Origin of the sequence: Pontixanthobacter rizhaonensis (genome assembly GCF_012972675.1) — a bacterium.
Classification (GTDB): domain Bacteria; phylum Pseudomonadota; class Alphaproteobacteria; order Sphingomonadales; family Sphingomonadaceae; genus Pontixanthobacter; species Pontixanthobacter rizhaonensis.
Window position 1 is genome coordinate 927,399 of the sequence record NZ_JABCRE010000003.1, and the last position, 26,330, is coordinate 953,728.

The 26,330-nt window shown below is 55.4% G+C and carries 33 protein-coding genes; 11 read left to right on the forward strand and 22 right to left on the reverse strand.

Going from position 1 to position 26,330, the window contains the following annotated elements; genetic code table 11:
- Window positions 1-5: 5 nt before the first annotated feature.
- From HKD42_RS12190 to HKD42_RS12275, 18 genes are all read right to left on the reverse strand, one after another.
- Window positions 6-1,133 (reverse strand): OmpA family protein, encoded by a 1,128-nt coding sequence (locus HKD42_RS12190; RefSeq protein WP_170013712.1) that lies wholly within the window; start codon window positions 1,131-1,133, stop codon window positions 6-8.
- A gap of 195 nt (window positions 1,134-1,328) precedes the next feature.
- The gene (locus HKD42_RS12195; RefSeq protein WP_170013714.1) at window positions 1,329-1,787 is read right to left on the reverse strand and encodes a DUF2793 domain-containing protein; all 459 of its coding nucleotides are present in this window, start codon (window positions 1,785-1,787) and stop codon (window positions 1,329-1,331) included.
- Between the two features lie 46 nt (window positions 1,788-1,833).
- Window positions 1,834-4,011 carry a GTA baseplate fiber-binding domain-containing protein gene (locus tag HKD42_RS12200; protein ID WP_170013716.1) on the reverse strand — a complete coding sequence of 726 codons (2,178 nt, stop codon included), beginning with the start codon at window positions 4,009-4,011 and terminating at the stop codon, window positions 1,834-1,836.
- A gap of 413 nt (window positions 4,012-4,424) precedes the next feature.
- On the reverse strand, window positions 4,425-5,240 hold the full coding sequence (locus tag HKD42_RS12205; RefSeq protein ID WP_170013718.1) for a baseplate hub domain-containing protein: 816 nt from the start codon (window positions 5,238-5,240) through the stop codon (window positions 4,425-4,427).
- Window positions 5,237-7,558, reverse strand: a complete 2,322-nt coding sequence (locus tag HKD42_RS12210) for a DUF2460 domain-containing protein (protein ID WP_170013720.1) — start codon at window positions 7,556-7,558, stop codon at window positions 5,237-5,239. The genes HKD42_RS12205 and HKD42_RS12210 overlap by 4 nt, the downstream gene beginning before the upstream one ends.
- 34 nt (window positions 7,559-7,592) lie before the next feature.
- A complete protein-coding gene (locus HKD42_RS12215) occupies window positions 7,593-8,171 on the reverse strand; it encodes a tail tape measure protein (RefSeq protein WP_170013722.1) in 579 nt (192 codons plus the stop codon).
- On the reverse strand, window positions 8,161-8,358 hold the full coding sequence (locus HKD42_RS12220) for a phage tail assembly chaperone (protein WP_170013724.1): 198 nt from the start codon (window positions 8,356-8,358) through the stop codon (window positions 8,161-8,163). The genes HKD42_RS12215 and HKD42_RS12220 overlap by 11 nt, the downstream gene beginning before the upstream one ends.
- Window positions 8,355-8,669 (reverse strand): gene transfer agent family protein, encoded by a 315-nt coding sequence (locus HKD42_RS12225; RefSeq protein WP_170013726.1) that lies wholly within the window; start codon window positions 8,667-8,669, stop codon window positions 8,355-8,357. The genes HKD42_RS12220 and HKD42_RS12225 overlap by 4 nt, the downstream gene beginning before the upstream one ends.
- Window positions 8,666-9,073 carry a phage major tail protein, TP901-1 family gene (locus HKD42_RS12230; protein WP_170013728.1) on the reverse strand — a complete coding sequence of 136 codons (408 nt, stop codon included), beginning with the start codon at window positions 9,071-9,073 and terminating at the stop codon, window positions 8,666-8,668. Before HKD42_RS12230 ends, HKD42_RS12225 begins: the two co-directional genes overlap by 4 nt.
- Before the next feature lie 5 nt (window positions 9,074-9,078).
- Window positions 9,079-9,477, reverse strand: a complete 399-nt coding sequence (locus HKD42_RS12235; RefSeq protein ID WP_170013730.1) for a DUF3168 domain-containing protein — start codon at window positions 9,475-9,477, stop codon at window positions 9,079-9,081.
- 4 nt (window positions 9,478-9,481) lie between these two features.
- A complete protein-coding gene (locus HKD42_RS12240; RefSeq protein WP_170013732.1) occupies window positions 9,482-9,661 on the reverse strand; it encodes a hypothetical protein in 180 nt (59 codons plus the stop codon).
- Window positions 9,658-10,203 carry a head-tail connector protein gene (locus tag HKD42_RS12245; protein WP_170013734.1) on the reverse strand — a complete coding sequence of 182 codons (546 nt, stop codon included), beginning with the start codon at window positions 10,201-10,203 and terminating at the stop codon, window positions 9,658-9,660. The genes HKD42_RS12240 and HKD42_RS12245 overlap by 4 nt, the downstream gene beginning before the upstream one ends.
- Before the next feature lie 155 nt (window positions 10,204-10,358).
- Entirely contained in the window at window positions 10,359-11,513 is a 1,155-nt protein-coding gene (locus tag HKD42_RS12250) for a phage major capsid protein (RefSeq protein ID WP_170013736.1), read from the reverse strand.
- Between the two features lie 60 nt (window positions 11,514-11,573).
- Window positions 11,574-11,963, reverse strand: a complete 390-nt coding sequence (locus HKD42_RS12255; RefSeq protein ID WP_170013738.1) for an HK97 family phage prohead protease — start codon at window positions 11,961-11,963, stop codon at window positions 11,574-11,576.
- A complete protein-coding gene (locus HKD42_RS12260; RefSeq protein ID WP_170013740.1) occupies window positions 11,960-12,268 on the reverse strand; it encodes a DUF6127 family protein in 309 nt (102 codons plus the stop codon). Before HKD42_RS12260 ends, HKD42_RS12255 begins: the two co-directional genes overlap by 4 nt.
- Window positions 12,265-13,434 (reverse strand): phage portal protein, encoded by a 1,170-nt coding sequence (locus tag HKD42_RS12265; RefSeq protein ID WP_170013742.1) that lies wholly within the window; start codon window positions 13,432-13,434, stop codon window positions 12,265-12,267. The genes HKD42_RS12260 and HKD42_RS12265 overlap by 4 nt, the downstream gene beginning before the upstream one ends.
- Before the next feature lie 473 nt (window positions 13,435-13,907).
- Window positions 13,908-15,236 (reverse strand): DNA-packaging protein, encoded by a 1,329-nt coding sequence (locus HKD42_RS12270; protein WP_246237020.1) that lies wholly within the window; start codon window positions 15,234-15,236, stop codon window positions 13,908-13,910.
- On the reverse strand, window positions 15,229-15,738 hold the full coding sequence (locus HKD42_RS12275; RefSeq protein ID WP_211483583.1) for a hypothetical protein: 510 nt from the start codon (window positions 15,736-15,738) through the stop codon (window positions 15,229-15,231). The genes HKD42_RS12270 and HKD42_RS12275 overlap by 8 nt, the downstream gene beginning before the upstream one ends.
- Before the next feature lie 239 nt (window positions 15,739-15,977).
- On the opposite strand from HKD42_RS12275, the gene HKD42_RS12280 reads away from it, so the two are divergent.
- Window positions 15,978-16,619, forward strand: a complete 642-nt coding sequence (locus tag HKD42_RS12280; RefSeq protein ID WP_170014118.1) for a YqaA family protein — start codon at window positions 15,978-15,980, stop codon at window positions 16,617-16,619.
- Window positions 16,620-16,658: 39 nt separating this feature from the next.
- Here HKD42_RS12280 and spt read toward each other — a convergent pair whose 3' ends face one another.
- Complete coding sequence (gene spt, locus HKD42_RS12285) at window positions 16,659-17,897, reverse strand: serine palmitoyltransferase (RefSeq protein WP_170013746.1); 1,239 nt, start codon at window positions 17,895-17,897, stop codon at window positions 16,659-16,661.
- 2 nt (window positions 17,898-17,899) lie between these two features.
- Window positions 17,900-18,139: an acyl carrier protein gene (locus tag HKD42_RS12290; protein WP_170013748.1), complete on the reverse strand. Its 240-nt coding sequence runs from the start codon at window positions 18,137-18,139 to the stop codon at window positions 17,900-17,902.
- 170 nt (window positions 18,140-18,309) lie between these two features.
- Here HKD42_RS12290 and HKD42_RS12295 point away from each other — a divergent pair, with 170 nt between their 5' ends.
- Window positions 18,310-18,924, forward strand: coding sequence for a Pycsar system effector family protein (locus HKD42_RS12295; protein WP_246237022.1), 615 nt, complete (start codon window positions 18,310-18,312; stop codon window positions 18,922-18,924).
- On the opposite strand, the gene HKD42_RS12300 is transcribed toward HKD42_RS12295, so the two are convergent.
- On the reverse strand, window positions 18,921-19,289 hold the full coding sequence (locus HKD42_RS12300) for a response regulator (RefSeq protein WP_170013750.1): 369 nt from the start codon (window positions 19,287-19,289) through the stop codon (window positions 18,921-18,923). The two genes, HKD42_RS12295 and HKD42_RS12300, sit on opposite strands and share 4 nt — an antisense overlap.
- Before the next feature lie 127 nt (window positions 19,290-19,416).
- Between HKD42_RS12300 and HKD42_RS12305 the strand changes: the two genes are divergently transcribed.
- The 5 genes from HKD42_RS12305 to HKD42_RS12325 are packed head-to-tail and all read left to right on the forward strand — an operon-like array spanning window position 19,417 to window position 22,651.
- Window positions 19,417-19,656 (forward strand): DUF3572 family protein, encoded by a 240-nt coding sequence (locus HKD42_RS12305; protein ID WP_170014122.1) that lies wholly within the window; start codon window positions 19,417-19,419, stop codon window positions 19,654-19,656.
- Between the two features lie 16 nt (window positions 19,657-19,672).
- Window positions 19,673-20,296, forward strand: a complete 624-nt coding sequence (locus HKD42_RS12310; protein ID WP_170013752.1) for an HAD family hydrolase — start codon at window positions 19,673-19,675, stop codon at window positions 20,294-20,296.
- Window positions 20,297-20,299: 3 nt separating this feature from the next.
- Entirely contained in the window at window positions 20,300-20,761 is a 462-nt protein-coding gene (locus HKD42_RS12315; RefSeq protein WP_170013754.1) for a RidA family protein, read from the forward strand.
- Entirely contained in the window at window positions 20,733-21,506 is a 774-nt protein-coding gene (locus HKD42_RS12320) for a glycerophosphodiester phosphodiesterase family protein (RefSeq protein ID WP_170013756.1), read from the forward strand. Before HKD42_RS12315 ends, HKD42_RS12320 begins: the two co-directional genes overlap by 29 nt.
- Window positions 21,503-22,651, forward strand: coding sequence for a GNAT family N-acetyltransferase (locus tag HKD42_RS12325; RefSeq protein ID WP_170013758.1), 1,149 nt, complete (start codon window positions 21,503-21,505; stop codon window positions 22,649-22,651). Before HKD42_RS12320 ends, HKD42_RS12325 begins: the two co-directional genes overlap by 4 nt.
- A gap of 9 nt (window positions 22,652-22,660) precedes the next feature.
- Here the strand turns inward: HKD42_RS12325 and HKD42_RS12330 are convergent, their stop codons facing one another.
- Window positions 22,661-22,990: a sel1 repeat family protein gene (locus tag HKD42_RS12330; RefSeq protein WP_170013760.1), complete on the reverse strand. Its 330-nt coding sequence runs from the start codon at window positions 22,988-22,990 to the stop codon at window positions 22,661-22,663.
- 310 nt (window positions 22,991-23,300) lie between these two features.
- Between HKD42_RS12330 and dksA the strand changes: the two genes are divergently transcribed.
- The 4 genes from dksA (at window position 23,301) to HKD42_RS12350 (ending at window position 26,293) form a co-directional block, all read left to right on the forward strand.
- Window positions 23,301-23,759, forward strand: coding sequence for an RNA polymerase-binding protein DksA (gene dksA, locus HKD42_RS12335; protein WP_170013762.1), 459 nt, complete (start codon window positions 23,301-23,303; stop codon window positions 23,757-23,759).
- 136 nt (window positions 23,760-23,895) lie between these two features.
- A complete protein-coding gene (locus HKD42_RS12340; protein WP_170013764.1) occupies window positions 23,896-24,270 on the forward strand; it encodes a PilZ domain-containing protein in 375 nt (124 codons plus the stop codon).
- 88 nt (window positions 24,271-24,358) lie between these two features.
- The gene (locus HKD42_RS12345) at window positions 24,359-25,813 is read left to right on the forward strand and encodes an ABC transporter substrate-binding protein (RefSeq protein WP_211483584.1); all 1,455 of its coding nucleotides are present in this window, start codon (window positions 24,359-24,361) and stop codon (window positions 25,811-25,813) included.
- 90 nt (window positions 25,814-25,903) lie between these two features.
- On the forward strand, window positions 25,904-26,293 hold the full coding sequence (locus HKD42_RS12350; RefSeq protein WP_170014126.1) for a DUF4112 domain-containing protein: 390 nt from the start codon (window positions 25,904-25,906) through the stop codon (window positions 26,291-26,293).
- Window positions 26,294-26,330 lie beyond the last annotated feature (37 nt).

The following is a 26,330-nucleotide window of genomic DNA, read 5'->3' on the forward strand; positions in this document are numbered from 1 at the left end:
GCGAATTACATGCCAGAACCTGGTCCGTAAGTCACAGAAACACGACGGTTTTGAAGTTCACGAACACCGTCAGCAGTTGGCACAGGCAAGGAAGTCTCACCGAATGCTTCGCTCGAAATACGTGCAGCAGGAATACCCCGACCAGCAAGATATTCCGTAACAGCTGCGTTACGACGCTGTGAAAGACCTACGTTGTAGGCTTTCGCACCAGATGAGTCAGCGTGACCAGCAAGCATAACAGCGGCTGAGCCACAGTTAGCGTATGCAGATACAGCGCTGTTCAAAATGGTAGCCGCTTCCGGAGTAACATCGGACTGATCCCATTCGAAGAATACGATGTAAGGGCCTTTGTTACACTCGACTGCTGCCACGGGTGGTGGTGGCGGTGGCGGTGGAGGAGGCGGTGGTGGAGGAGGCGGTGGTGGCGGTGCCACAACTACCGGTTCAGGAGCACCACCGAAGTTGTAGGTAAGCGTGCCCAAAATAGAGTGTGTGCGCAACTTACCTTCAAGATCGCGGCCAACAGCATCTACGAGTGATATGCTTTCGGCGGTAAACATGCGGTAGCGCAGGCCAGCATCCCAGCTATCACTGATTGGCGCGCGAACACCTGCAAGAAGCTGCCAAGCCAATCCTGTGTCAGAGTCGTCAAAAGCTGTAGCGGGACCCGACGGGACTGCTACTGCCTGAAAGTCTGTGCGAGCAACGCCGATACCAGCTCCAGCGAAACCTTGAATGCCATCATCATCGCCAAAGTCGAACAGGCCGTTCAGCATAAAGCTGAGAACATTGACATCACCGGCAGCGTTAAAACGACCTGGATTTGTCAGGTTTGACCCTTGCTGCGGGATGCCTGAGGACCCGACGTCCAAAGCGCTGATATCCGCTTCGCGATAGCTAGCTTCGGTTTCCAACCGGAAGCTGCCGAAATCGTAGCCAACTATGCCACCGAAGTCGTAACCAGAGTCAGTATCGACACCCAGATCGTCTGTTCCATTGCTCACATCTAGCGTGATGTCTTCAACGACCATTGGGCCACCGTTGACCTCAACGTACCATTGACCATCGCGCGCAAGAGCTGGCGAAGCAAGGGCCGTTGAGGCCATCGCCATTCCTATGACGAGTTTCCGCATTATGTAGTTCCCCTTATATTAGCGAATTTAATCCACCGATTTGATGGTTTTCTAACTTTCCCTTGTAGGAGTCGCAAGCAATCAATGAAGCCAAACTGTTGCAATTATGCCGCTTTCTGGCTTCATAACTATAAAATCGCGTACAATCCTAGTCGGTTCGACACTCTAAATGGTCTTGTCGCGCAAATGTTCCAGTCACGTGACGCCAAATATACCCAGTGTCTTAAGGCCTTCGATCAATTCCGTAAAGGCTTGTCGCAATTCTATATCGGCGTTCGCGCCGGATTGGGGCGCTTGCGGGGCCTGTGCGGTTGTCCAGCTCGTTGTGTAATGCATTGGCTGATTGCTACCTGCGTCGAATACACGCAAACCGAATCGCGGCGGTATGAACTGCCACGTTCCTGCGTGGTAGACAGCCAAACTGTCGTCTTGTCCGGCCCATTCGCCTGTTGGTGCTGGCCCAACTAACCAAGTGTCGCCATCATCGGCTTGCGCTGGCGGAGCCGATAATATGCCACCGATCACAGGGTGAAGCAGGCAATCAATTTTTGCGAGCGCTTCGTTGATAAAGAACTCTTTCTGGGCCTGCCCGCTGAACAGAAAGGGTAGGCGGAATCGGCCTGAATTACTCATATTTTCGGTAGATTCAGTCATTTTTGGTCGTTCCTAATCTTGTTATTTCAGCTCTTTTCGACAACCATCATGACGGCGATATGGTCAGGAACAGAGGGTGCGATTTGGCGTGGCGGCCAATCTGCTGCACCCATATTGCTTGACCGGGAAATGGGTTCAGCATGGAGGACGTCAGAACAATTTGGGGTTCGTTTCGTACCCAAAGCTGGTTTGGCTGTCCGGTTGGCCCGATCCCGATGCAATATCGCTCAACTTCTTCGACCAAAGGAACATCAACCCCGTCTAACCATTCCCAAGCGCCGCGGGCGCGGCGGGTCCAAGAAACAACAATGCCGCCGTCGGTTTGTACTTTTGTCTTCGGGTGTACGGGAGCGATGGGCCTAAGCGAGGCGCCTCTATTTTCAACAACGGCGCTGACCGGGCTGTTATCGCCCCTTCCAATGGCCGCTATCGAAAGCGGATTCGTCCCACCAGACAAATGAGAGGGCAGGCGCGTTAGCGTATCGTCAAGGAACGTCACCAAGGTGCCAATTTCGTGAATTCCCACCGCTGCGTGTTCTGTCCCGCCTCTTCCTCGAAGGAGCCCTTGGAGCCTCCAAGTGTCGACATCCACTTGCGTCGCGTCGAGGTACTGAACGATCTCGTCACCGACGAGTATCCGCGCTCTTCCGTTTGCAATAATCTCGGTTGAGCTGGGAGGGAATTGCATATCCGGCGAATCTAGGTGGACTTCAAGCGCTGCGTTGCGGTCTAGGAAAAGCGCTTGGCCAGGTTGTCGCGAAGCAATTAGTCGACCTGATACGGGCTGTGTTCTGGCTGCTGTTGCGATCGGGATCAGTTCACTGTTTGCTTCGCTGAATAATGCCGCACCTGCCCAGTGTTGGTCCACGCTAGATGCCGCAGCATAAACGCGTGCTTCATCAGCTGTTCCTATTCCATCCCAAGGAAGCTCAAAAGCGCGTAGTGACGTCGGAGGGAACAAGACATCTTGTGGCTTGGAGGATGCGCCAGCTTCGCCCAGGAACGTATCAGAGAAATCGGGCCTCACCGGTTCTAGCTCCAACTCAACGCCGATTTCGCGCCATTCCCACGAAGTAATCAGCCACTTACCGTCAAAGCCCGGGACAGTAACCAGCTTCCCAGGACTGATTGCATCGCTGATCTCGGTTATGTTCCATCTAAGGACCACGCGCTTCGATGCTTGGCGCCGGGAAGCGGCATTGGCGATTCGGCGCGCTTCATCGGGTGTGGTCGCAGCGGGCAGTTCCAAGGTGCGTTCCGGTCCTGGGTTAGCGCGCCCGGTGGGTCGTTGAAGGCCCAGCTGATAGTCACGCTCCACATCATAATACCGAACGGCAATTGGTTCCGTCTTTTGCCGCTCTGTCCGATTCAGAGCCTGACCGCCAAGATTGATCGCGCCATTGCCATCCATGCTTGCCACAGGCGCGGGAAGTTTGGGTGCGGCCTGTTCAAATTGGGGGGCATTCTGAACGGTCAGGCTTGCCTTGCCTGCATCCACAGCTAGCGGCACCGCATTGTCGATCAGATCCAGCGCACCGATCAGGCTGCCGCCGGAGTTGGTGAAGCCGCGTATGCCGCGAAGTGTAGCCTGGGTATGGTCGTTGCCGGACGAGGAATTGACAATATCGGTTAATGTGAATGGCTGAGTGTCTGCGAAGATTTCAAAGCTAAGGGCCGGAATGCGATTGCCGAAATCGGCCAAGGCGAGATCTTCAAAGACAACATAGGCTGTCCCGCGAAATGCGGGGGCATGCGCTCCTTCAGCTGCTGAAATTAAGGGGTCAGGGATCTGGTCGCCATATCCTTGGTGTATCCTGAACAGGCCAGGTGATTTCAGATCACCGCTTGCACCGCGCAACAAATTTCCGTTGGCCCAAATACGGCCGATGCCGTGGATAGGTCTGCTCGACAACGAAACTGCAAACGAGGTTGAGTAATTATACGTCGTGACACTGGGCCTGCCCTTACCACCGCTTCTCTCGCTAGTTTCAACCAGGTCAGTTGCCCATATGATGCTGCCAACGCTCCGCATCGTGCCGAATTGCTGAGCTATTGGGGAGCCATAACTGGAAGTCGACACGGCAAGTTCTTCCAGCCTGGGGCCAGAACGAGAATCTGAGCCAAGAATTTGACTATCCAATGTCCGTCCCAGCAGCCCGCCAATAGCGCCGCCAATCGGCCCGCCTATCGCCGTGCCTACTGCGGTCAGTGCTAAAGTAGCCATATGTCAGTCCTGTCTAGAAAGCCGGAAATTATAATGAGAAGGCCAAGGCAAGGGCCCATGTGAAATCACCACTTTGCCCAGCCCTGCATGAGCATGGACGAAGGATGTAGCGCTGGAGGCGATCACAAAATGGAGCTGAGCTGGCCCCGGGATTGTCGAGACAATATCCCCCCTTTGAACCGGTCCATCGCAAACATCCCAACCAAGCTGCTCCGCTACCGCCTGCACAGATGTGTGTTCGGCGTTTCTAAGCCGGTAAGGGGGAATTATTGGAAGCCTATGTCCTGATTTGGCCAAAGCATGGAGCACGAGGCCCACACAGTCTAAACCGAAACGGGGGTCGCGGCCGTGCAACCTGAACACGGCACCCTCGCATTCCTCTGCTGCCTTTGCCACGGCATCAGCGCGAGTGTTCAAGGCGTTGTCGGCCCGCGGACCAACAAGTCGTTGCCGGGTAAAAAGGGCTCAGCTTGAAAGTTGATAGCGTTCGCGAATCTGGTGCCACATGTGTCCAAGCGGTGATCGCAGCCTTCCAGCAGTTCCACAGTGACACCTCCCGCAATAGCAGGCGGCAAAGTGTCAGCCAGAATCAAATTGTTGTTCTGGATGCCCATAACCAATGTTCTTTGCCCTGCAGCTGGTCCATCAAGCCATCGCAATCGCCCTCCAACGAAGGCTTCCGCCGGACCTATGGTAATCGTGACAGCGTTCAGACTGCGATCAACATCGGTGACGGAACCCAAATGCGTGAAAAGCGAAGCTGACAAACCACACCCTGGGCCGCAAAATTGAGCGCGACATGTAGGGCTGGTGCGCGGAATAATATCCTTAGCCAATTCAGCCTTGGTTGACCGCAGATCTGCGCTGAAATGCCCATCCAGCGTCGATACTTGCCCGATAGAGCCAAAATATAACGGCATTGGGTTAAGCTCGCTCCAATCAACTGCACCGACTTCAATTCTGGCATAGTCGAATCGCCCAATTCTGAGATCGCTATCGCTAATCGTGTCATGCGACAGCACCCCGGTCATTTCGGCGCTATCATCAGATAAGTCCGACGTTTTCCGAATAGCGCTGGGGAGCATACCCGGGGCCGCACGATGATTGATACCACCGAACCATAAATCGCGGTCATGCGATGTGAAACCCAACGTCACACCATCACGCCGGAAAACGCGCCAGTAGGTAGCGACCCCTTCTAGTTCGGATGCAAAAAAGACTGTGCTCACAGGTCTTCTCTAATTTCTATCAAAGGCACCGAGGGCGCTTCGCCTGCCGCAAAATGACTGCTTACGATATCCAATCTGTCTTCCAGAAACCGTACCGGGACATCAAACAAGAAACCGGCAGTGACCGTAGCACCTGCGGGTGGTGCACTATCCAGCAAGACGCGGCCACCTGTCTGGTAGCTCCAATCCGATATCTCGGCGCCATCTACAGCGATCCGCAAGCTGCCAAGCCTTGGCCGCGTGATGTTACGCTTCTGCGGTTCTGGTTGGTCGCCATAGGACTTACTCAGCTGAAACGTCGCATTTGTGCCATTCCCTTGGCCGATGGGTTGGTCCAACGCCGTCGGGGTGTCAGTCATTCTGTTCGAGCTGTAATCGAACGGATCTGTTATTCTGAACCCTTTTGCTGGACCGCGCCTCGCACGGAAAAAGTCGATCAGTGTTTTCAACTCGGCTTCTGATCGAATTCCGGGGCCAACATCGAAGTGTAGCCGGGCATCAGCCCACAAAGAATTACGCCGTTCATGGCCCGATGATGTTACTGCAACTGAGGTCGAGAATTCTGGGCTGACCCCGGTATTGCGCCCTAATGGCAGCGGATAAAGAACATCATCAAAGGCTTGCATTGTTTCATCCTGTGTTGGGGGAAGCCGCGTATAGCCATCGCGTGCGATTTGTGGTTGTGCCCAAACGTATCGGCTGATGATCCCACGCTCGGCAGCTTCATCAAGCCCGGCATCAATCCGGGTCCAATAGAGGTCGGCATCCTCCGGATTCAGCACAAAACCCGATAAATAGTCTTGCCGGTCAATCGGATAGCCAAGGCGTTCATTGAAAGAATGGTATGCCTGCCGGCGGAGCCCGTCCGCACCGTCAGTCAGCCAGTCGTAATCTTCGAGCTGCAGCCGATCAAATGTGGGCCATGCCCAGCCAACGGGCACATTTGCTCGGGCCAATTCAGGCATTTCAGGATCGAGGATAGTCGGGGTAAAGGCGAGGAGTGACACTTCTACAGCGCCCCGCGCAATGTGTTGGACCGCCCCGGCCAGGTCAATTGTTGACTGGGCAAGTACCGCCCCTGCTTGATCGAGAAGAGCCTTTTGCGCGGCATCAAGCGGCTGCTTCATTGACTCGATAATGGGCGGTTTGCCGCCGAACTGCGCGGCAGCGGACTGATCATACAGGCAGGGCTTCGCATCCGGCGTGATCCACCACCATGGTTCTCCGATCTGAAACCTTAGCGGTAATCCTGCCGATTTCTGCAATAGCGTGAACCGCATGGCCACCCTTTGAAGCCAACGCATCGCTGCGCTATTGGCCGGCGATAAGAGGGCGGATGGAGGGTCCCATCCGGTTCTGCCTGCTTCCCCGTCAAAAGCGAGTTGTTGCCATTCTGGTGGGCAGTGCGCCGCAAAAACTTCGTAAGATAGCGAGAGGATAACCTCAAATCCTGCAGCCTTTGCCGCATTCAGAAATGAATTGTGCCACCGTGTTGCGGAAACGGCCAATTTGCCGCCGGGTTGAACCAACAACGTACCACTCTCGTTCACCAGTTGGAAAAAATGGCTCATTCCGACATAGTGCAGCAAGGTATCGCGGTAACCCAATGCCACCGCTTCTCTAATCAAGCGTGTTGGTGTTTGGTTATAGGCATCATCATAGGCCGTTGCCATGCGCTCACCATGCGGTGGCAATATGACATTACCGATTTCAAGCAGAGGCAGATGCCCCTCGCAGGAAATCTGGCTGATCTCGGCATGGGCTGTGATCGGGTGCTGCAATAGCTCGCTACTGCTGGCGACAAAGCCGACTGGCACAAACGAGATAAACATCCGGTCAATGTCGCTTACATGGACCGGCTGGCCAGGCAGAGAAAACCCAGCTTCTAATTTCGAAAACGGCAGCACAATATCGGCATCAGTCGGCGATCCGGTTGCATAGTTCCACAGCCGGACATACCAGGTCGCGGGGGCACCGGCCGCATCCCGACCTTCGATTGTCAAAGTCGGCCCGTTCGGTTCATCCAACGGTATCAAGCCCGACGATTTCCAGTGGAAGCGCAGTGTGTTCCGTGAATAGTCGCGGTGGGTTTCATACTTCAGCAAGGGATGGCTGAGAGTGTCCTCGCTCGACCAGATCAACCCTGCCAGATCACCTTCTGTGTAGAATTCGCAATCGACCCGTATCGAGTCAGGGGATTCCGCGGTGACCGAACTCATCATTGGCCGGGGGAAATTGACGGTCCAAAAACGGGGGTCAAAGCGCTGGATGTAGTCGCTATCTTGCCCATAGCGTGACTGGGCGAGCCAAAAAGCCATGCGGGTTCCTAACCAGTTTTAAAATAAGAGATGTTCAGATCGCGAGCGTGCGGCGGATCGCGCTGGCCACTTGGCGCGAAGACCGCTGCATCGCTGCTGGCGCAGATGCGCCGCGTGGTGCGTTCAGCTGTATGGCTACTTTGACGTCTCTGGCACCGCCCGATCCGGCGGCATTTGCTTCGACCCGGCCTGCACTTGTGGGAATGAATAATTCAGGCCCGCGTTCACCAACAACATATCCGCGCCCTGGCGATACCGGACCGCCGGTTGCCCTTCCCGGCAAACCAAATAACGCGCCGACCGACCCGATGAGCCCGCCCAATCCGGATGGACTGCTGCTGCCAGCGCCGCCAAAAATCTGGTCCAAACCCAATTGGAGGGCTTCCGATGCTATCTGGTCGAAAGCCTGCGAGGCAGCTCTTTTTAGATCATCGAACCCTAAATTGCCTTGCCGGATTGCGGAGACCAACCCTTTTTCAAGAGCCGCACCCGCCCGCCCAAAGCCATCGACCAAATTGGTATCGACACCGGCTTTCATCGTTGCAATGTCGGCTTCAAAACCGCTCGTGCTTGCTCTGACATCAATTATCAGCTCATCAATTTCAGCATCCATTCTGATCTATCTCCATCAGACTATTGAGTTCAGAGCGCGACATGGTCGGGGGTGCCGCTGTGCTCTCTCCCAGGGAAACGGCCAATTCTATGGGTGTTGCCTGCCAAAAATCATGGGGTTTCCAACCGAGTGCCTGGGCCGCGTGCCCGGCAAGGGATCGCGCGGCGTGCGCGAAACTTTGCGTCATTGTGTACCTTTGAGAATTTGTGCCAATATTGCGCGTAACGGGTCAGCACAGCGCGTCAGGCCGATGGCTATGATCGCGTTTTCGACGTCATTGCGAGAGTATGATTCTTGATCGTCGAGGCAGTGCCAGAACAGCGCCGACAACTCGCCTAGTTTAAGCTGCCCGTTTGCTGCCCGTTCAACCATGGCCAATAGCGGCCCAAGCTCATCTTCCGCCGCAATCAGTGCCGAGAATGTCGGTCGGAGCAACTTGTCTTGGCCGCCGATGGTGAGCATTGCCTCACCGCGGAGCGAGTTGGCAGTCTGGTTCATACCGGTAACACTGCGCCTGAGCTTTCCAGCTGGAGCGTGTAGTTGCGCTCTCCATTGAAATCTCCGGCATAATCCAGCCGTTGGACGAGGAACCGGCCGACGAGCTTCTCCCCGTCTTCAAATGACAATTCATAATCATCAATCGTGCCAGCCAAGGCGTGCGAGCGGATCAGTGTTTCGGCATTGCTGCCAAGAAATATACCGCTTGCGCTTACTGATACTGAGCGGGTTCCGGCGCCGGACAACAGATCCCGCCAACCGCCAGATTCCTTGTGGGTCACGACCACCGTGTCCCCGTTGATAGACATCTGCGTGGTGCGCAAACCTGCGACGGTTTCGTAAGATGGGGGCTGTGCCCCATCGCCAATTTTCAGCAGGAACGCGGAACCTTTTTGTGCAGTCATATTGGTTACTCCGGTGAGTTTTGAAGAATGCGGAAGCTGTATTCCAGCAGGATGTTGAGCTGATTTCGGCGTTGCCGCGCCGACCGGGCCCGTAGGAAACGGGTATTGATCACGGAAAACCCATCCTGCCCCTTGGGGAAGGTGGCTATGCGTTTCTCAATCAGGCTCACCAATCGGCCGTCATCGGCAGTATCATCGCCGCGTGTCTGCAACTGCAAAGCCAGCCGGACCTCGCGGCCATTGCGGGTTTTGGTGCTCCAATCGGTGGAGGCTGTGGCCGCAATGGTGACGAAGGGCGGGCTTGCGCTAACGGGAACTTCTTCGGTGAAGCTATTTATGCGTTCTGAGAGCTCGGACGCGGACGTGAGCCACGATAGCAAGGCGGTGCGGAGGATATCTTCCATAATTTCAGCCTTTGCGGGATGAACCAAACAGCGGCCAAAGCTGTTCTGGCCTGTGCCAATGCGAGATTGATCGGTTGTTACGTGCGGCGCGATCTGTGATTTGCGCTTTGACCAAGCGGGTGGCCTTGGCGATCAACCGGGCACCGAGACGGTTCGTTTGTTTGGCCAGTTTAGCTTGGATCATATGATCCGCATCCGCCGCCAAGGTCGCCATAGCGCGGTTACGGCAGCGGGCGGCTGAGCGGCACCGCCATCGTCGCGTTCGCGATATTGATGCGCCGCCAGCCGGATAATGCCCTGACGCAGACCATCAGGAAGCGATCCCCACCCAGGCGCCAGTCCAGCGGCGAACCGGACTGCCATTCTTCCCGCGGCGCCCGGCCGGTTGACGCGGACTAACCCGCTCCCGTCTGGCGATATATCCACTTCATAGGCATCTACCGGCAAGACCAACCGAGCACCGTCGGAAAGGATGCCTTCAACACCCGTGATGGCGTGGACTGGCCGGGTGGCCAGCGTCTGCCAATCCGGTGTAGCGGCAATGATCTCCTCGCAGGTTGCGGCGAGGGGCATCACCCCGGTAAATGCTTCACAAATATCAAGTGCAGCCCGGATCAGGCGCACTAACGCCTCATCCTCATGCGTTGTCTGGATGGCGAGCCAATGTTTCAGCTCGCTCAAAGCGGCCCCGCCAAGCTCGGCAGGGGCAAGGATAGCCCGTTTCATGGCGGTCTCCCGGTTTAGTAGGGTGCGCCCACGCCGCCAGCATAGGGAGGAGGATGCAGCAGCGTGGGCGCGGGGACCGGCAAAGGAGAAGGGGGCTCGACTCTGCCGGGGACTGGTCAGGATGTGGCCTGGCAATACAGCCAGACCAGCGGCTGTTAGAGCTCGATCTTCAGCAGTTTGATCGCGGCACTATCCAACACGCCGCCGCCGACACGCTTGGTCGCATAGAAGTGGACAAACGGTTTGTTGGTGAACGGGTCGCGCAAGATTTGTGTCGCGCTGCGTTCCGCGATCAGATAGCCGTTCCGGAAATTGCCAAAGGCGATCGGGTAGGTGCCAGTTGCAATATCGGGCATATCTTCTGCCTCCACCACCGGATAACCGAGCAAGCGGTCGGGCTGCCCTTCCACCATTCCAGGTTGCCACAAGAATGCGCCATCAGCGGTTTTCAGCTTGCGAACCTCTGCCAGTGTGGCGGAATTCATCACAAAGCTGGCGCCTTGGCGGTGCCCCGATTTGAGCGTGTGAACCAGATCAATCAGCCGCGATTCCGGTTCGCTGCCAAAGCCTGCACTGTCGCCTGATCCGATATATTGCAGCGCGCCGAATGCACGAACATCATCTTCTGCAGTTGCTACCGCGCCAGACAGAAAGCCAGCAGGTTGGTCCGAACCCGACCCGTTGATAAATGCGGTTCCTTCAGCGCGGGCGAATTCCATTGCGATCTCGCTGGCGAGCCAGCTTTCCAGATCGAAACCGGCATCGTCCAGCATTGCCTGACTGGCCGCTGGATTGGCGTAGAGTTCGCCAGTGGGCGGGGTGATCTCTGCAAATTGGGGCGTGTCGGTTTCAGGGCGCGCAGCAGCTTCGCTAACCCAGCCGCTGGCGGTACCGCCGGTGGACACTAGCTTGCGATATCCCGCCGAGCCTGTTTGTACGACTTGCGCAATGGCACGGATCGGGCTGATTTCTGTCAGTTCGCGGGCGATAACGGCATCAATCTGGCGGGGCACCGCATAGCCGCCATCAGAGGGCGTCTGGCCAGAAATCGATTTGAGTTCGGTTTCACGGCCGTGACGCAAATAGCCGTCGATGAAGCCCTTCACCTCTGCGGCGCCGGAATCGGTGCCCAAAGCAGGCCGGGCAGCTGCCTTGGATACTTTATCGAGCCGGGCTTTTACCTCGTCAACATCCGAGCGAAGGGCTGCAACATCGCTTTCCGTTTTGTCTTGCCGCGCAACAATGTCGAAGCTGGATTCGAGTTGATCATCGGCGGTCGGGTTCGGGGTTTTGGATACAATTGTATTCATCAAGGAAGTACCTTTTCAGTGGGGGTAGGGTGGGGGAGAGTGCACTTGGTGCGCGAGAAACTAAGCGATCAGATGAACGCGTGCGCCGTATTGAAGGGGGTGTGTGACGAGGCTGACTTCGAACAAATCCACCTGTTTCAATAAGCGGTTGCCCGACAGTGTTTGATAGTGCCGGGCGCGATAGCCGAAGGACAAGCCGCTGATTTGCCGTGCCGCCAGCATTGTCGCGGCACGCCCTTGCGGATTGTCGATCTGGGCGATGACCCGCAATCCGGTGTCATCTTCTGCAATCGCGGTGACATCTCCGATTGGTTGGTCAGGCCGGTGCTGCCAAAATAATGGCAGCGGCGTTGTACGTTCAGCGAGTGTAGCAGCGAAGGCACCCGGGGCGATCGTGTCACCTGCCGCATCAGCAACGCCGAACAGGGCGGCATAGCCCGCGAATTTCAACGTAAGATCTCCGGCAGCCCAAGTCGGACTGCAATACCGATCAGCAATAAAGCCAAAATGCCTCGGACGATCCAGGCGATTGCTGCCTTGGACGCGCTGGCTTTGGCGTCACGCCACGCTTGCAGCAATTCGCGCAGCTCATCGATATCATCCTGGGCATTCTCGTCGGATAGGCCGAGCCGTTGCATGGCCCGTTCTGCGCCCAGTTCGGTCGCCTCTTCTATGACTGCACGAAGCGTAACCAATTCCCCGCCTTCTGCGGCAGCTTGGGAGACTAGGCCGGCCAGCATATCTTGGCGGTTCATTGTGAAACTCCTTCCAATATTGACCCGGCAGGCAGCCCAAGCATGGCCCGTTTCTCTTCGGTACTCAGGAAGTCCGCGCCGGACACTTGCGACCATAGGCGTTCGCGATCTTCCGAGAGGGCAGCCACCTGATCCAAGTCGACCGCCAGCGTGGCACCATCAAACCAAGGCATAAGGCCCTGCTGCAGCCCGGCCAAAATCTTGCGTGACAGAGGTAGTAAGGTCAGGCGCCACAATGCCCGATTGGCTTCTTTATAATTGGCATAAGTGTTGTCTCCCGGCAGACCCAGGAGCATGGGCGGAACACCCAGTGCCAGCGCAATATCACGCGCCGCCGCGCTTTTCAGGGTGGCGAAATCCATGTCGGCGGGGCTCATCGACATGGCTTTCCAGTCCAGGCCGCCCTCCAGTAAAAGCGGGCGGCCAGCATTGTTTTGGCCTGAATACGCCGTCCTGAGCTCTGCCTTCAGCCGGTCAAATTGCTCCGTAGTCAGACCGCTGCCTTCGCCTGCATCATAGACAAGCGCGCCAGACGGCCGTGCCGCATTTTCCAACAAAGCCCGGTTCCAATCACTGGCGGCATTGTGGATGGCAACGGCTTGCTCTGCCGAGGCCAAGCTGCCCGCCCCGTAATGATCATCGGTGGGGTGCAGGCTCTTAATATGGATCAGATTGGGCCAGCCATTCTCATCCTCTAGCGGGATAGTCAGCGTCCGGCCCGACAAGCGATATGAGTAGGCAGTTGGCCAACCATCATCACCTGCCACAACTGAAACCCGTTCCGGCCGAAGGGCAAACAGTTCCACTGGCTGGCCTGCTGCGTCTTTCATAATCTGGATGTAGCCATTGCCGTGAAGCAGCAAGTGCAAGGCCAGCGTTTCGAGCAAAGACTGGCCGGCGCTGGAATGGCTCACCAGATCATGCAGTTTGGGATCACTGGTTGATACAGGCGCGCTCCCGACCCCCTCGGCGACGATTCTGGCGGCCCTTTGTGCAACAGGGTTCTCTATAAAACTGCGCTGAACCGCATTGCCGTAATCAAAAGGAGCGCGCGCGCTGCCGCCATCAAATGCGGTTGCCCATGGCGAGATAAAGCCACGCGCAAGAGGCACGCGGTTGTCGCCCCCGCCTTTGAAGGCAGAAGCGATATTAGATAGGAGGGACATAGAATTCCTCTCAGATTTCAATGAAAGAGTCGGTTTCAGACTGCCTTTGGAGCGTTATCCCCAAGAACAGAACAAATCAGGCCCAACGGTCTTGCGTAGAGGCTCATTTTAGCAAAAGGTACGAATCGGTAGTCGTCCTACCGTCTTTTTTCCGGAACCGTGCGTCTCTGATAGCCGGCGGAGGCAATTGGGCCATCCGGAGAGCGGGCTGAAACCCGTCAAAAGAAAGGCGGTAGCTTATGAAGCACGTACATGTACGTGCTTATAGGCGCTGGCGGTTCGGCCGGGAGGAGCGTGTCTGCGCTCACTCCCGTCGCTGGCCTAACCAGTTGTCGTTTTCATTTTAACCTAGACTGAGCGGTAGGGCGACTACCACTCACCCAGTTGGTTTTATCCAACTTGGACTTATGCAATTTGCATAACAAAACTGAAGTTGCAAAAAATTTTGTGTGGAAAATCACTAAGCTCCTAAATTAAAGCGATTTAATTCTTGGCCTCGCGCTCTGCCCGAGCATAAGCTCGTGCAATGCCCAAACCAGTGCATCGGCGCGGTCGGGGCTGCGGCCAGGCCCTTCATATTTGCCGCCCGCCATCAGGCCGCATAATTGATCTTCCAATTGCGGAAACATCGCCGCGTGATGGACGCGGCCCGCTTCGTATAAAGCCGCGATTGGCTCTGCGCGGGTGACTTTGCCCCGGCTGGCATGGACAAGCCTAACCGGAAGCGAAATCTCCGCTGCACGCAATACACTGCCGACCATCGCACCGCCCTGATTGGCTTCCGCGATGACCCGATCAGCGGACCAAGTCTTGGCTGCTTCAGCCACTGCGCGGGCCCATTGTTCCGGAGAGGATTTGCCGACCGAACAATCTGCCAGGACAGCAGCTGTCCCATCCTCTAACTGCGCGGCGACGATAATTCCGCATTCATCGCCCGTGGCGCTGACAGGTGGATCGACGCCGACAACGATACGGACTGGTTTCTCTGCAGGGCGGCGCGCACGGCTGCTTTCCAGCAGGGTTCTGGACCATAAAGCACCTTCTGCGTCTTTTAATATCGTGCCCTCTAACTCTTGGCGCCCGAGCGAAGTGCCCGAATATGTCTGCTGCATTGCGGCCACGAACCGGACGGGCAAATTGGCTGCGTTGTCATATGTCGTTCCGCGCGTCAGGATGGTTTCACGGTCGTCAACTTGGCCGAGCAGGATTCGCATCAGAGCGACGGCGCGCGGTGTGGTTGTGGCCAAGGTCTGCGGCAGTTTACCGATCCTCAACCCCATCATCAGATTATCCCATGCGTTGATACTGCGCCCATTCGCGCTGTCCCATTTGGCAATCTCATCACACCATGCGTGGCTGTGCTGGGGTCCGCGCAAGCTGTCGGGCTCTGCTGCCGAATAGAGCATCGCTTGTGCGCCATTGGGCCAGCTTAGGCGCCGCAAAGAAGATTCATATTTGGGCCGGTAAGCAGGCGGCGAGATCGCCAAAATTCCGCTTTCCCCCTCGACCATCACCGCCCTTACTTCGGCGAGCGATGCGCCGACCAAAGCAATGCGTGCCTCCGGCTGATGCACGGCAATATGCCGTACCCATTCAGCACCCGCCCGCGTTTTGCCAAAACCCCGGCCAGCGCAGATCAGCCAGATCCGCCAGCGGGCGGCAGGTGCCAATTGTTCTGGCCTCGCCCATATGTCCCAGAGAAACTGCAATTGTGCGCGTTCTGGTTCGTTTAGTTCAGTGTAAAGGCGCCGTCGTCCCTCGTCACCCAGCTCCCTGAACCAAGCCGCTATGCCGTCAGTCAATCTTACTGCCTTGAGTAAGCACGGATGCGTTTTTTCGCCCATCCCCGCCTGCTTCTTCACGGCGACGCATGGCGGCGATTTTGGCATTGATAGAAGCGAGGACATCGGCTTCGCTGCCCGCTCCTTCCTGTGCCATTGCACGGGCGATCGTATCTTTATGCATCGCTAACAGGCGCAGTGCGTTGGCAATGTCGAATTTCGGATCATCCTTCGCTGTTCCGTTGCGCAAACGGTGCAGGGTTTCCATTTCCAGATGAGCGTACCCTTCCATCAGCGCAATGCGCCAAGCGCTGGCGAAATCAGGTTCTTCCCGGCGCACCTTGTAAGCTCGGCTGGGGTTTACGTTGGCCCGGCGTGCAGCCTCCGATACATTTGAGGTTTCCGCCAGTGAATCGAGAAATAATGTGCGCCAGTGGCGTGTGAGGTTAGGTTTTTCTCCGGCTTTGAAGGCTGGATTGATTTTCGTAGGTTTAGCGCGCCGTTTGCCGCTGCTGCTGGTCATAATATCGGGACACTCCGCCAAATGACATTCTGAACGCAAACGGGCAGCCCCTCAAAGCTGTGAGAGAGCTGCCCGTTTTCTGATTCGGTCTATCGCGATGTTCTGGTTCTCTAACCAAAGAGCGTGACAATGTCAATGAAAAAGTACCAAATAGGTTATTATTATCCTATTGCCTCTCAACTGCCGCTGGCCTAGTTGCCGCGTTCTCACGGCGGTGTGTAAGGTAAAGCCCAATGAATTTGCTACGCGGTTTGTATGATTGGACGATGGACAAGGCGGCGCACCCGCAAGCGGTGTGGTGGCTGGCGTTCTTCTGCTTTATCGAATCCAGCTTCTTTCCGATTCCGCCGCATCCATTGCTAGGGCTGATGTGCCTGGCTGAACCGAAGAAGGCCCTGCGCTTTGCAGCTATCGCCACAGCGTCTTCGGTGGCGGGGGCCCTGCTTGGCTATGCGATTGGTTGGGGGCTGTATGATACGATCGGCGGATGGCTGATCGGCGTGTTGGGTCTGAGCGAGAGCTTCCCTGTCGCGGCCTGCACTCTCCGCGAATACGGGGCAGAGGCTGTGATCTTGGCCGCTTCAACGCCTGTCCCCTTCAAATTGTTGACGATCACCGCCGGCTTCATCGAGATGGACTTGGCCACCTTTATCTTCGCCAGCATCGTCGGCCGCTCCATCATCTTTATGACGGTCGGCATTTTGTTTCAGCTGTTCGGTGCGCCGATCAAGCGGATTATCGACGAATATCTCGGACTGGTCACCGCCGCCTTTGTAATATTGGTCGTGGGCGGTTTCTTGGCGCTCGCCTTTCTCAGCGGCGGTACGGAAGAAACCGTTGATCAATGCGAATTGGAAGCCAGCCAGCTTCAGACCGTCTAATCGGGAATTGCGGTGCCTCGCCGTAGCGAGGCCACCGGATCAAATGATGCCGGTGGCTTTCCCGGCACGCTCAAACATTCCCAAAACTGTTTGCACTTCTTCCTCTGTGTGTTCCGCACAGAGCGAGCACCGCAGAAGTGTCATGTTGGCAGGCGTCGCTGGCGGCCGCGCCAAGTTGACATACAACCCTTCTTTCAGGAGCGCCTCCCACATCATCGCACCTTTCTGCAGGTCAGGCATGATAACCGCGATGATGGCACTTTCAGGTGTGTCTGTACCCAGCTGGAAGCCCAAAGATTTTAGCCCCGCGTGAAGGTTCTTTGAATTTTCCCAAAGATGCGCGCGCTTGTTTGAACCGTGCATCAGCTTGCGGATCGATGTGGCGGCAGTCGCCACCACGCTTGGCGGCAATGACGCGGTAAACACGTATGGCCGGCATACATACCGCATCACGTCAAACTTCGGATGGTTGGACACGCAGAAGCCGCCCACTGTCCCGACGCTCTTAGAGAAAGTCCCGATGATGAAATCGCAATCATCGATAATCCCCGCTGCTTCACAAACGCCGCGGCCATTCTCGCCGATAAAGCCCATGGAATGCGCTTCATCTACCAGCACCATCGCGCCATTTTCTTTCGCGATCCGTACCATTTCCTTGAGCGGCGCCACATCCCCCAGCATCGAGTAAACGCCTTCAAGAATTACCAGCTTTCCGGCGCCTTCCGGAACACGCTTCAGCCGTTTTTCCATCGCTTCGATATCATTGTGCTTGAAGGGTACAGCTTCTGCCTTACCCATCGCACAGCCATCCCAAATGCTGGCATGGCTATCGATATCGAGAATGATGTAATCGCCTTTTCCAGCGATCGTAGAAATGATCCCCAAATTGGCTTGATAGCCGGTTGAGAAGACCATCGCATGGTCCATGTCATAAAATTCTTTGAGTGCGTCTTCGCACTCCTTGTGGCCTTGATAGGTGCCGTTGAGAACGCGGCTGCCCGTGGTCCCGGTACCAAATTCAGTCAGCGCTTCTTTGCCCGCCTCAATCACATCCGGGTCAAAGGTCATGCCCATGTAATTATACGTCCCGAGCAAAATAGTGTCCCGCCCGTTACAAATTGCGCGAGTGGGGGAGAGCACTTTCTCCATCACCAAATTGAAGGGATCTTCCACACCGCTTGCCAGAATGCCATCTCGCATCGCGATGAAATCATCGAACTTGCTGAACAGATCGCCTTGGTTGGCGCCGCCAGCCTCTATATCGGATTGTGCGTTCATAATCAGTCCTGAAGCTTCGTGACGGCATCGACCAGCAGGCCGTAGGTCTCGATCTCAGCTTGCTGGTTCATAGTGATAATAATGTCGAATTCGTCCTCGATCTCGGCCACGAAATCCATCACAGTTAAACTGTCAAATTCGAGATCATTCACGAATGTGGTAGCGTCTGTCAGCTCGACACCCTTTTTGTTGAAGGGTGCGATCAGGTCGCGAATTTTACTATCGACTTCAGCGCGATCCATCGGGGCAATTCCAATCTAAATCTAAACCAGCAGCGTCCAAACGATTATCCGGCGCCGCATCCATCAGGGTGAAAAGCGGTTACAACCCCTGCTTGTCAAGCGATAGCGCCAATGGCAAGCCAGTGCACGCATAATTGCAGGGTGCAGTGTGTTGGGGGCAAGGGGAAAGCATGACCGACGAAGCGAAAATCAATCAATCGGCGGATGGTTCCACGCCAGACAAAGTAACTGCGGCCCAAGCAGCTACGGCCCAAGCAACCACAATCGTAACATCGCCCAAAGCCCCGATCTATTCGGCTAACGCGATCCATATGATCCGAACTGCGCAGTTAAACACCTTAACTTTGTCGCAGATGGCGGATCAAAAAGCGTCCATATTGATGGGGGCAACTTTTCTGGTGTTTTCTTTGTCAATCAGCCGGTCCCTTGCTGGTGACGTCCCGCCATCCCTGTTGCTACTGGCTGTCTTTTCGTTCCTCAGTTCCCTTTGCGCGGTCATGGCGGTGCTCCCTTCCGTGAAGAAGGCTGATCCGACGCATACCAACACCAATCGCTTGTTTTTCGGGCATTTTGCCACGTTGGACGAGGATGAGTGGATTGAATCAGTGCTCGACGATATGCGCGCCGATGAAACCGTTTTCCGCACGATGATGCATGATATTTATCAAAACGGGCAGGTGCTGGCCCAACGGAAATACAAATTTCTGGCGCTGGCTTACCGCATATTCATTGGCGGCCTTCTGATCACCTTGGTTGCGTTTGGGGTAGAAGCGCTTGCACCTTAATCGCCCAACATCTTTTTGACTGCTGCCATGAAAGGAGAAATCGACACAGGCTTGCTTAGATAGCCTTCTGCACCGGCATCCCGGATCCGTTCCTCATCGCCTTTACCGGCATAGGCAGTAACTGCCAAAATTGGCGCGTCGGCCAAACTTTGATCTTGTTTGAATGCAGAGATCAGGTCCAGGCCCGAGATATTGGGCAGTTGAATATCCATAATAACCAAATCCGGTGCAAAGGCGCGCGCGGCATTTACCGCTAGCTCTCCATCGGCCACCGGTTCGGTTTCGTAGCCATTGGCTTTCAGGACATCGCAGAACAATTTGCGGTTAAGGTCGTTATCCTCGACAACCAGTATTCTCTTTGGCATTGGCTCACTCATTCTTGGCAAGGCTGAATAACGTCTTGGGCCTGCTACATCTGTCCCATATGCTGGGTTTAGGAAACTGACAATTATCACACATGACGAATCTCCTGAGCGCTTAACTCCAGAGACACTGGCCCTTGCATTGCTGGGCTGGATCTTGGGAGATGAAAACCGCGCTGACAGACTGTTGTCGCTCACCGGCCTCACGCCTGATATTCTGCGGGAGCGTTTGGACGATCGAAGCGTTCTGGCTGCTGTGCTTGAATTTTTGTTGGCGCACGAACCCGATTTGACCAAGGCCGCCGACGATCTGCAAATCAAGCCGGAGGCGATTGTCTCCGCCCATCAACAACTGACAAGCTCGGTTTAGTGTAAGAGAATTTGTTGTGACCAAACCCCTATTGATTTCCGACTGCGACGAAGTGTTGCTGTATATGGTGGCACCGTTTCGCGACTGGCTCGCGGAAGGCCAGGGCGTTACCTTCAAAATGGAAGGCAATAACTTTGCCAATGCAATGCGCTGGACGGATAGCGGTGAGGTTGTCAGGGAGAAAGATATCTGGCGGCTGCTAGGGGGCTTCTTCGATACAGAAATGCACCGGCAAAACCCGATCGCCGGAGCGATCGAGAGCATCAACACCATCGCAGAAAATGCTGATGTCGTTATTCTGACAAACCTGACGGATGAACGCCAGGCGATGCGAACAGAGCAACTGGCCAAGCACGGGCTGCACGCGCGGGTGTTCACCAATCAAGGTCCCAAAGGCCCCGCTTTGGCCCGGATTGTTGAGGAATATCAGCCCTCGACCACGATCTTCATTGATGATCTGCCGCAGCATCATCAATCGGTGTCAGTTGACGTCCCCCAGGTAAAGCGGCTCCATCTTTGCGGTGAGCCAATGCTTGCGCCGCATATCGACTGCGCGCATGAAGCGGGGCACGCTCATGCACGGATTGATGAGTGGGACGCCGCCTTGCCTTGGCTGCTTAAGGAATTGCACGGGGAGTAAGATATGCAGATCGAAGCACGTTTAGCCGAATTGGGTATCACTTTGCCGAAGGCGGCCGCGCCAGTGGCCAGTTATGTCCCGATTGTGGTGCATGACAATGTTGCTTACATATCGGGCCAATTGCCGTTCATAGACGGAAATTTGGTCACCGGAAAATTGGGCCAAGACGTGTCTTTGGAACGCGGTACAGCAGCCGCTCGTGCTTGCGGGATGATGATTTTGGCTCAATTGGTTGGGGCTGATATTGCGCTGGACCGAGTTGCACAGATTATCAAATTGGGGGCGTTTGTCTGTTCTGCTGACGACTTTTCCGACCAGCCTAAAGTGGCGAATGGCGCTTCTGAATTGATGTTCGATGTCTTCGGCGACAAAGGTCGCCACGCGCGCAGTGCGGTCGGCGTGCCCGTCTTGCCGCTTCATGCCGCAGTAGAGGTGGATGCAATCATTGCTTTGGAACCCGCTTGATAATTGGCGCTCGCCGGCGCCCTCTCCTGATAGAGTACAATGGTTGAAAGATTGGGATTACGCCCATCGGGGGCTGCATGGTAATGGCGTGCCCGAAAATTCCCCGTCCGGTTTTGCCGAAGCGATTGGCCAAGGCATCGGTATTGAACTAGATGTTCAGCGTAGCCGCGATGGCCGGGCGGTTGTGTTCCATGATTGGGAATTTGACCGCCTGACAGAGGAAAAGGGCCCCGTGGCACAGCGCGATGCTGCCGATATTGAAAAGATTTTTCTGGCTGGCAGTAGTGATGCAATTCCGCAGCTTGGGCGGACTTTGGATCAAGTGGCGGGGCAAGTGCCAATCTTGATCGAACTCAAATCAGCGTTCGACCGGCGAACTGCATCTTTATGCCTTGCCGTCCAACGCGCTTTGGAGGGGTACCGGGGCGATCACGCGGTAATGAGTTTCGACCCTGGCGTGTCTGGCTGGTTCGCCCAACATTCACCTCGCACTGTGCGGGGTCTTGTTATTCGTGAAACCGGAAAGCCTGCTCTGCGTTCCAATTGGAAACGGAGGCGCGCAATGTGGCAGGCCAAGCCCGATTTCATCGCTTATAATATCATCGATCTACCCAGTAGGTTTGCAGCGCAGCAACGGAAACGCGGACTGCCCATGCTGACTTGGACTGTGAAGTCGGAAGAGCAGCGTCAAACAGCTGTAAACAATGCCGACGCGCTCATTGCTGAGCAAGAACAGCCCCGGTGACGGAGCTCAATGAAGAAGGCCTGATTGCCAAAGTTGCCGGCTCTGTCGGAGCATTACCCAAAGATGGTTGGGATGCCTTGGCAGGGCAGGACAACCCTTTCGTATCGTATGATTTTCTAACTGCTCTAGAGGCATCTGGCAGCGTTGGCTCTGGCACTGGCTGGCAGTCCACCCCGATTATCATTGAAAATGACGCTGGCGATATGCTGGCGGCGATGCCAGCCTTTCTCAAAGGTCACAGTCAGGGCGAATATGTTTTCGATCAGTCTTGGGCCGATGCGTATCAGCGAGCAGGGGGTGAATATTATCCTAAACTTCAGATCGCAGCCCCCTTTACCCCGGCCACTGGGCCGCGTTTGTTGTTGAGCGATCCGCTTTATGCTGCGCCGTTGTTGCAGGCTGCAGAGCAATTATGCGCCAGCAATGGTTTTTCATCCGCGCATGCAACTTTCGTGGAACCGGCGCAGCTTCCGTTTTTTGAGGAGGCCGGCTGGCTGCCGCGCAGCGACATTCAGTTTCATTGGGAAAACCGGGATTACCGAACATTCGATGATTTTCTGGACAGTCTGGCATCTCGAAAAAGGAAGGCTGTCCGCAAAGAACGGCTGGCTGCTCAAGACGGCGTCGAGATTATCACGCTGACAGGCGATAAGATCACCGAAACCCACTGGGACGCTTTTTGGACTTTTTACCAAGACACCGGTGCCCGAAAATGGGGCCAGCCGTACCTGACCCGCGAAGCATTTAGCCTGATGGGCAAGACGATGGGCGAGCGGATCATTCTGATATTGGCGTTGGAAAGTAATGTTCCGATTGCCGGAGCGCTAAATTTCGCGGGTAAGAGCGCTTTATATGGCCGCTATTGGGGGTGCAGCCGGGAGAAGCGTTTCCTGCACTTTGAACTGTGCTATTATCAAGCGATTGATATCGCCATCGCCCGCGGTCTCAAGCGGGTAGAGGCTGGTGCGCAAGGGGGGCACAAATTGGCACGGGGATATGAACCTGTACAAACATGGTCTGCCCATTGGATCGCGGACCCGGGCTTTCGTTCCGCCGTTGCCGATTTTCTTGAACGGGAACGAGAAGGTATTGCCATGGATCAGATGATACTGGACCGCCGCACCCCTTTCAAAAAAGGAGCTTGAAGGTACAGTTTAGGCGACTTTGCGGTCGCCTGTACGCAGCCATTCGCGTGCACGGCGTTGTGCTTCAGCCACTTCGCGGGCGGTCATCTCATCAGCAATATCAGCCCGGCACCAAGCGGCCTCTTCATGGCCCTTAGTGGCGGCCAAATTGAACCATTTATGCGCTTCGATCATGTCGCAAGGCGCGCCATGGCTACCCGTGGAAAACGCGACACCAAGATCGTAAAATGCGCCAATTTCACCCTGAGCGGCAGCAGCAAGGCAGTTTGCCACCAGCAAATCTGCTGCTTTGGTATCCGCTGGAACGGCTGTGCCGCCATCAATTGCTGTAAATTCCATGGTCTTTCCCCCATCAACTTGCGGACCTGATTTCCGCTTCGGACCAAGAATTCACCCAACATGGTCAACAATTGGTTAATGCCGGGTGTAAAATATTCAGCTGCAAGACGGCTCATGCATGATCGTGCATGTGGTCCAGCGCTTGGCGAAACACGTTTTGTGTCAAACTGTGCCCGATATCGATTGCGCCTTGTAACGACAAAAAACGCCGCCTATAGGCCCGCTCAATTGGTCATCGATAAAGCCAGAAAAAAACTGGACCGTCGCGACTAATCAGGAGGACGGGGAACTTTTGGGAGCCTTAGGCACTATGACGACCGGATCGTCCGACGAACTTGATATTCTTGAACGCGTCAGAAAATCGCTGGGGGCTGATTATGTGCCCAGCGAGGATGAAGAATATATGAGCCTTAAGCAGCAGGACTTTTTTCGAAAACTTCTGCTGGAATGGAAGGGATCAATTCATTCTGCATCATCAGCCACCTTGCAGTCGCTGCAAGATGGGCCGATCCGTGATGCGGACCTGAATGATCGCGCATCCAGCGAGACAGACTGGAGCATTGAGCTCAGAACGCGTGACAGGCAGCGCAAGCTGATCGCAAAAATTGATTCGGCGATGCGCAAGATAGACGAAGGCGAATATGGCTTTTGTGAAGTGACGGGTGACGAGATAGGCTTGAAGCGTTTAATGGCACGGCCGGTGGCGACGATGACCGTTGAAGCGCAGGAGGCGCATGAGCGCCGGGAGAAAATCTCGCGCGACGATTGATCGCCGCGACCTGTCCTTCGGCGCTTGCGTAACATTATTTTACGTTAAAGCTTCATTAGGCATTACCCAGCTACAGGAAATGTAACGCCGATCATGGCGGAGCAGATAAATCCAAAGCCTGGGAGTGACAGCGATCATGTCTGGAGTAGACACCCGTAATATTGAACGTGACAGCCTGTTTCTGATGGCCGAATTACGTGTCGACGACATTCCAGGGTCTTATCGCGTGAAAGTTCGCAACCTTTCCGCTGGCGGGATGATGGCTGAAGGTGGTCCAGATGTGCCGCGCGGTGCCAAACTTTCGATCGAACTTCGCAACATCGGCTGGGTCCACGGTGTGGTCGCTTGGGTTCAAGATGGCCGTTTCGGTATCGCATTCGCTAGCGAGATCGATCCAAAGCTTGCGCGGGCGCCCGTCAGTTCCGGGGGTGACCTTACATCTCCGCGTTTTACCCGGCCTTCTTCGCTCTTCACCAATGGCGCTGATCGGGGGCAGGTCAGAAATCTCTGATTGATTGTCGCGCACATAAAATTTGGTCACTGACGACGATCAGCGAAACTGCTATTGTCAGATCGTGATCCAAAAATTCACCCTTTGCTTGGCTGCTGTTGCAGTAGTTTCATTGACGTCAGCGTGCACTGCGGCTGGCGATGATGATGTGACGCGTATTGCGTTTATCAGCTCGGGTGAAGACATTACAAACGACGGCTTGAGGCTGGCTTCTTCTGCCCAGCATATCAGGGCGGCCACTGCCGAAGGTTTGGTCAGTATTGACGAAACAGGCGCTGTTGTGCCTGCTGTCGCGGAGCGTTGGATCGTCACAGAAGACGGGCTCAGCTATATCTTTCGATTGCGGAACTCGGAATGGGCCGACGGAACTGATCTGACCGCGGCCAGCGTTCGGGCGGAATTGCGCCGAACCATTCGCCAGCTCAATGGGACATCACTGGGTATCGATCTGGCGATCATTGATGATATCCGCGCCATGACCGGGCGAGTGGTAGAAATTCGGCTGACCAAGCCAATGCCTCAATTTCTGCAGCTTCTGGCTCAACCAGAGTTGGGTTTGCGCCGCTCGGGTCAGGGTGTTGGGCCGATGCAAGCGCAAGAAACCGGTTCTGGTGTATTGCTGACAGTTGTCCCTCCTGAGCGCAGCGGGATGCCGGAAATAGAGGGCTGGGAGGAAGCGCAACGGGCTGTTTTTGTGACAGCCCAGACGGCGGAAGATGCAACCAACGCGTTTGAAGCAGGTTCGGTTGATGCAGTTTTTGGCGGCCAAATTTTTGATTTGCCGCTGGCGGATACAGGCCCTTTATCGAGCGGTACCGTGCGTCTCGATGCGGTATTTGGCTTATTCGGTTTGGCGGTTCGGAATGAACGCGGCTTTCTGGCAAGCGCTGATAATCGCGGTGCCTTGGCGCTCGCAATAGATCGTGAAACGGTGTTGCAGCCGTTTAATATTGGCGGTTGGGTCCCGACAACACGTATCATTCCGCCTGATCTTCCCGATGAAGATGTTGTGCCGGGCGAGCGGTGGGCGGATCTGTCTCTGGAGACACGCCAAGACCGCGCGCGTGCCCGTGTGTCGGCTTGGAAAAGTGCGAATGGCGGAGGCGACTTGAGAATTTCGCTTGCCGTTCCCGAAGGTGTGGGATCAGATATCCTGTTTGATCAGCTGGCGGCTGATTATGCAGCAGTGGGCGTAGAATTGACCCGCGCCGGGCCGGATCAACCTGCTGATTTGATGCTGGTGGATCAAATCGCCCGCTACGGCGATGTTCGGTGGTTTCTCAACCAGTTCAATTGCACTGTTGTGAAAACCCTATGTTCCAAGGAAGCGGACGCGCTGGTGAGGCAAGCGTCCAGTGAAAGCGACCCTGCCGCACGGCTTGAATTATTCACGGATGCGGAGCGTGTTTTGCTCGCGGAGAACGTGTATATTCCAATTGGCGCACCGATCAGATGGTCGCTTATTCGCGGCGGAGTTGACGGGTTTGAAGAGAACCGCTGGGGGCTGCATCCCTTGTTTCCCATGGCTTTACGCCCCATCTAATGGGTAAAGGAGAGCATCATGGCCCAATTTGAGCGGCCCACGATTTTGCGGCCCGAGCCTGAGCAGAGCCATAGCGGAAAAGCCCAGCCTATGGGTTTTGAATTACCCACGGGGACCGATCCGGTTTCCATTCGCAAACGGATTGAAGCGATGGAAATGCTACTGGAGCGTAGCTTTTCAGTGCCTGGCACAAAGATACCGATTGGGTTGGACTCGATCATCGGCTTGGTACCCGTGTTGGGCGATATCATCACGACTGCGCTGGGCGCCTATCTGGTGTGGGAAGCCAAGAACCTTGGCCTTCCGCAATGGAAAATTTGGCGGATGGCTGGAAATGTCGGTTTTGACGCGGTTTTAGGCGTGGTGCCTGTCGTCGGCGATGCGGCAGACTTCTTCTTCCGTTCCAACACACGCAATTTGCGGATCGTTAAAAAGCACCTTGATAAACATCATCCAGAATCGCGTATTATCGAAGGCTGATCTCGGCACGACCGAGATAGTTTCAAATAATACCAGA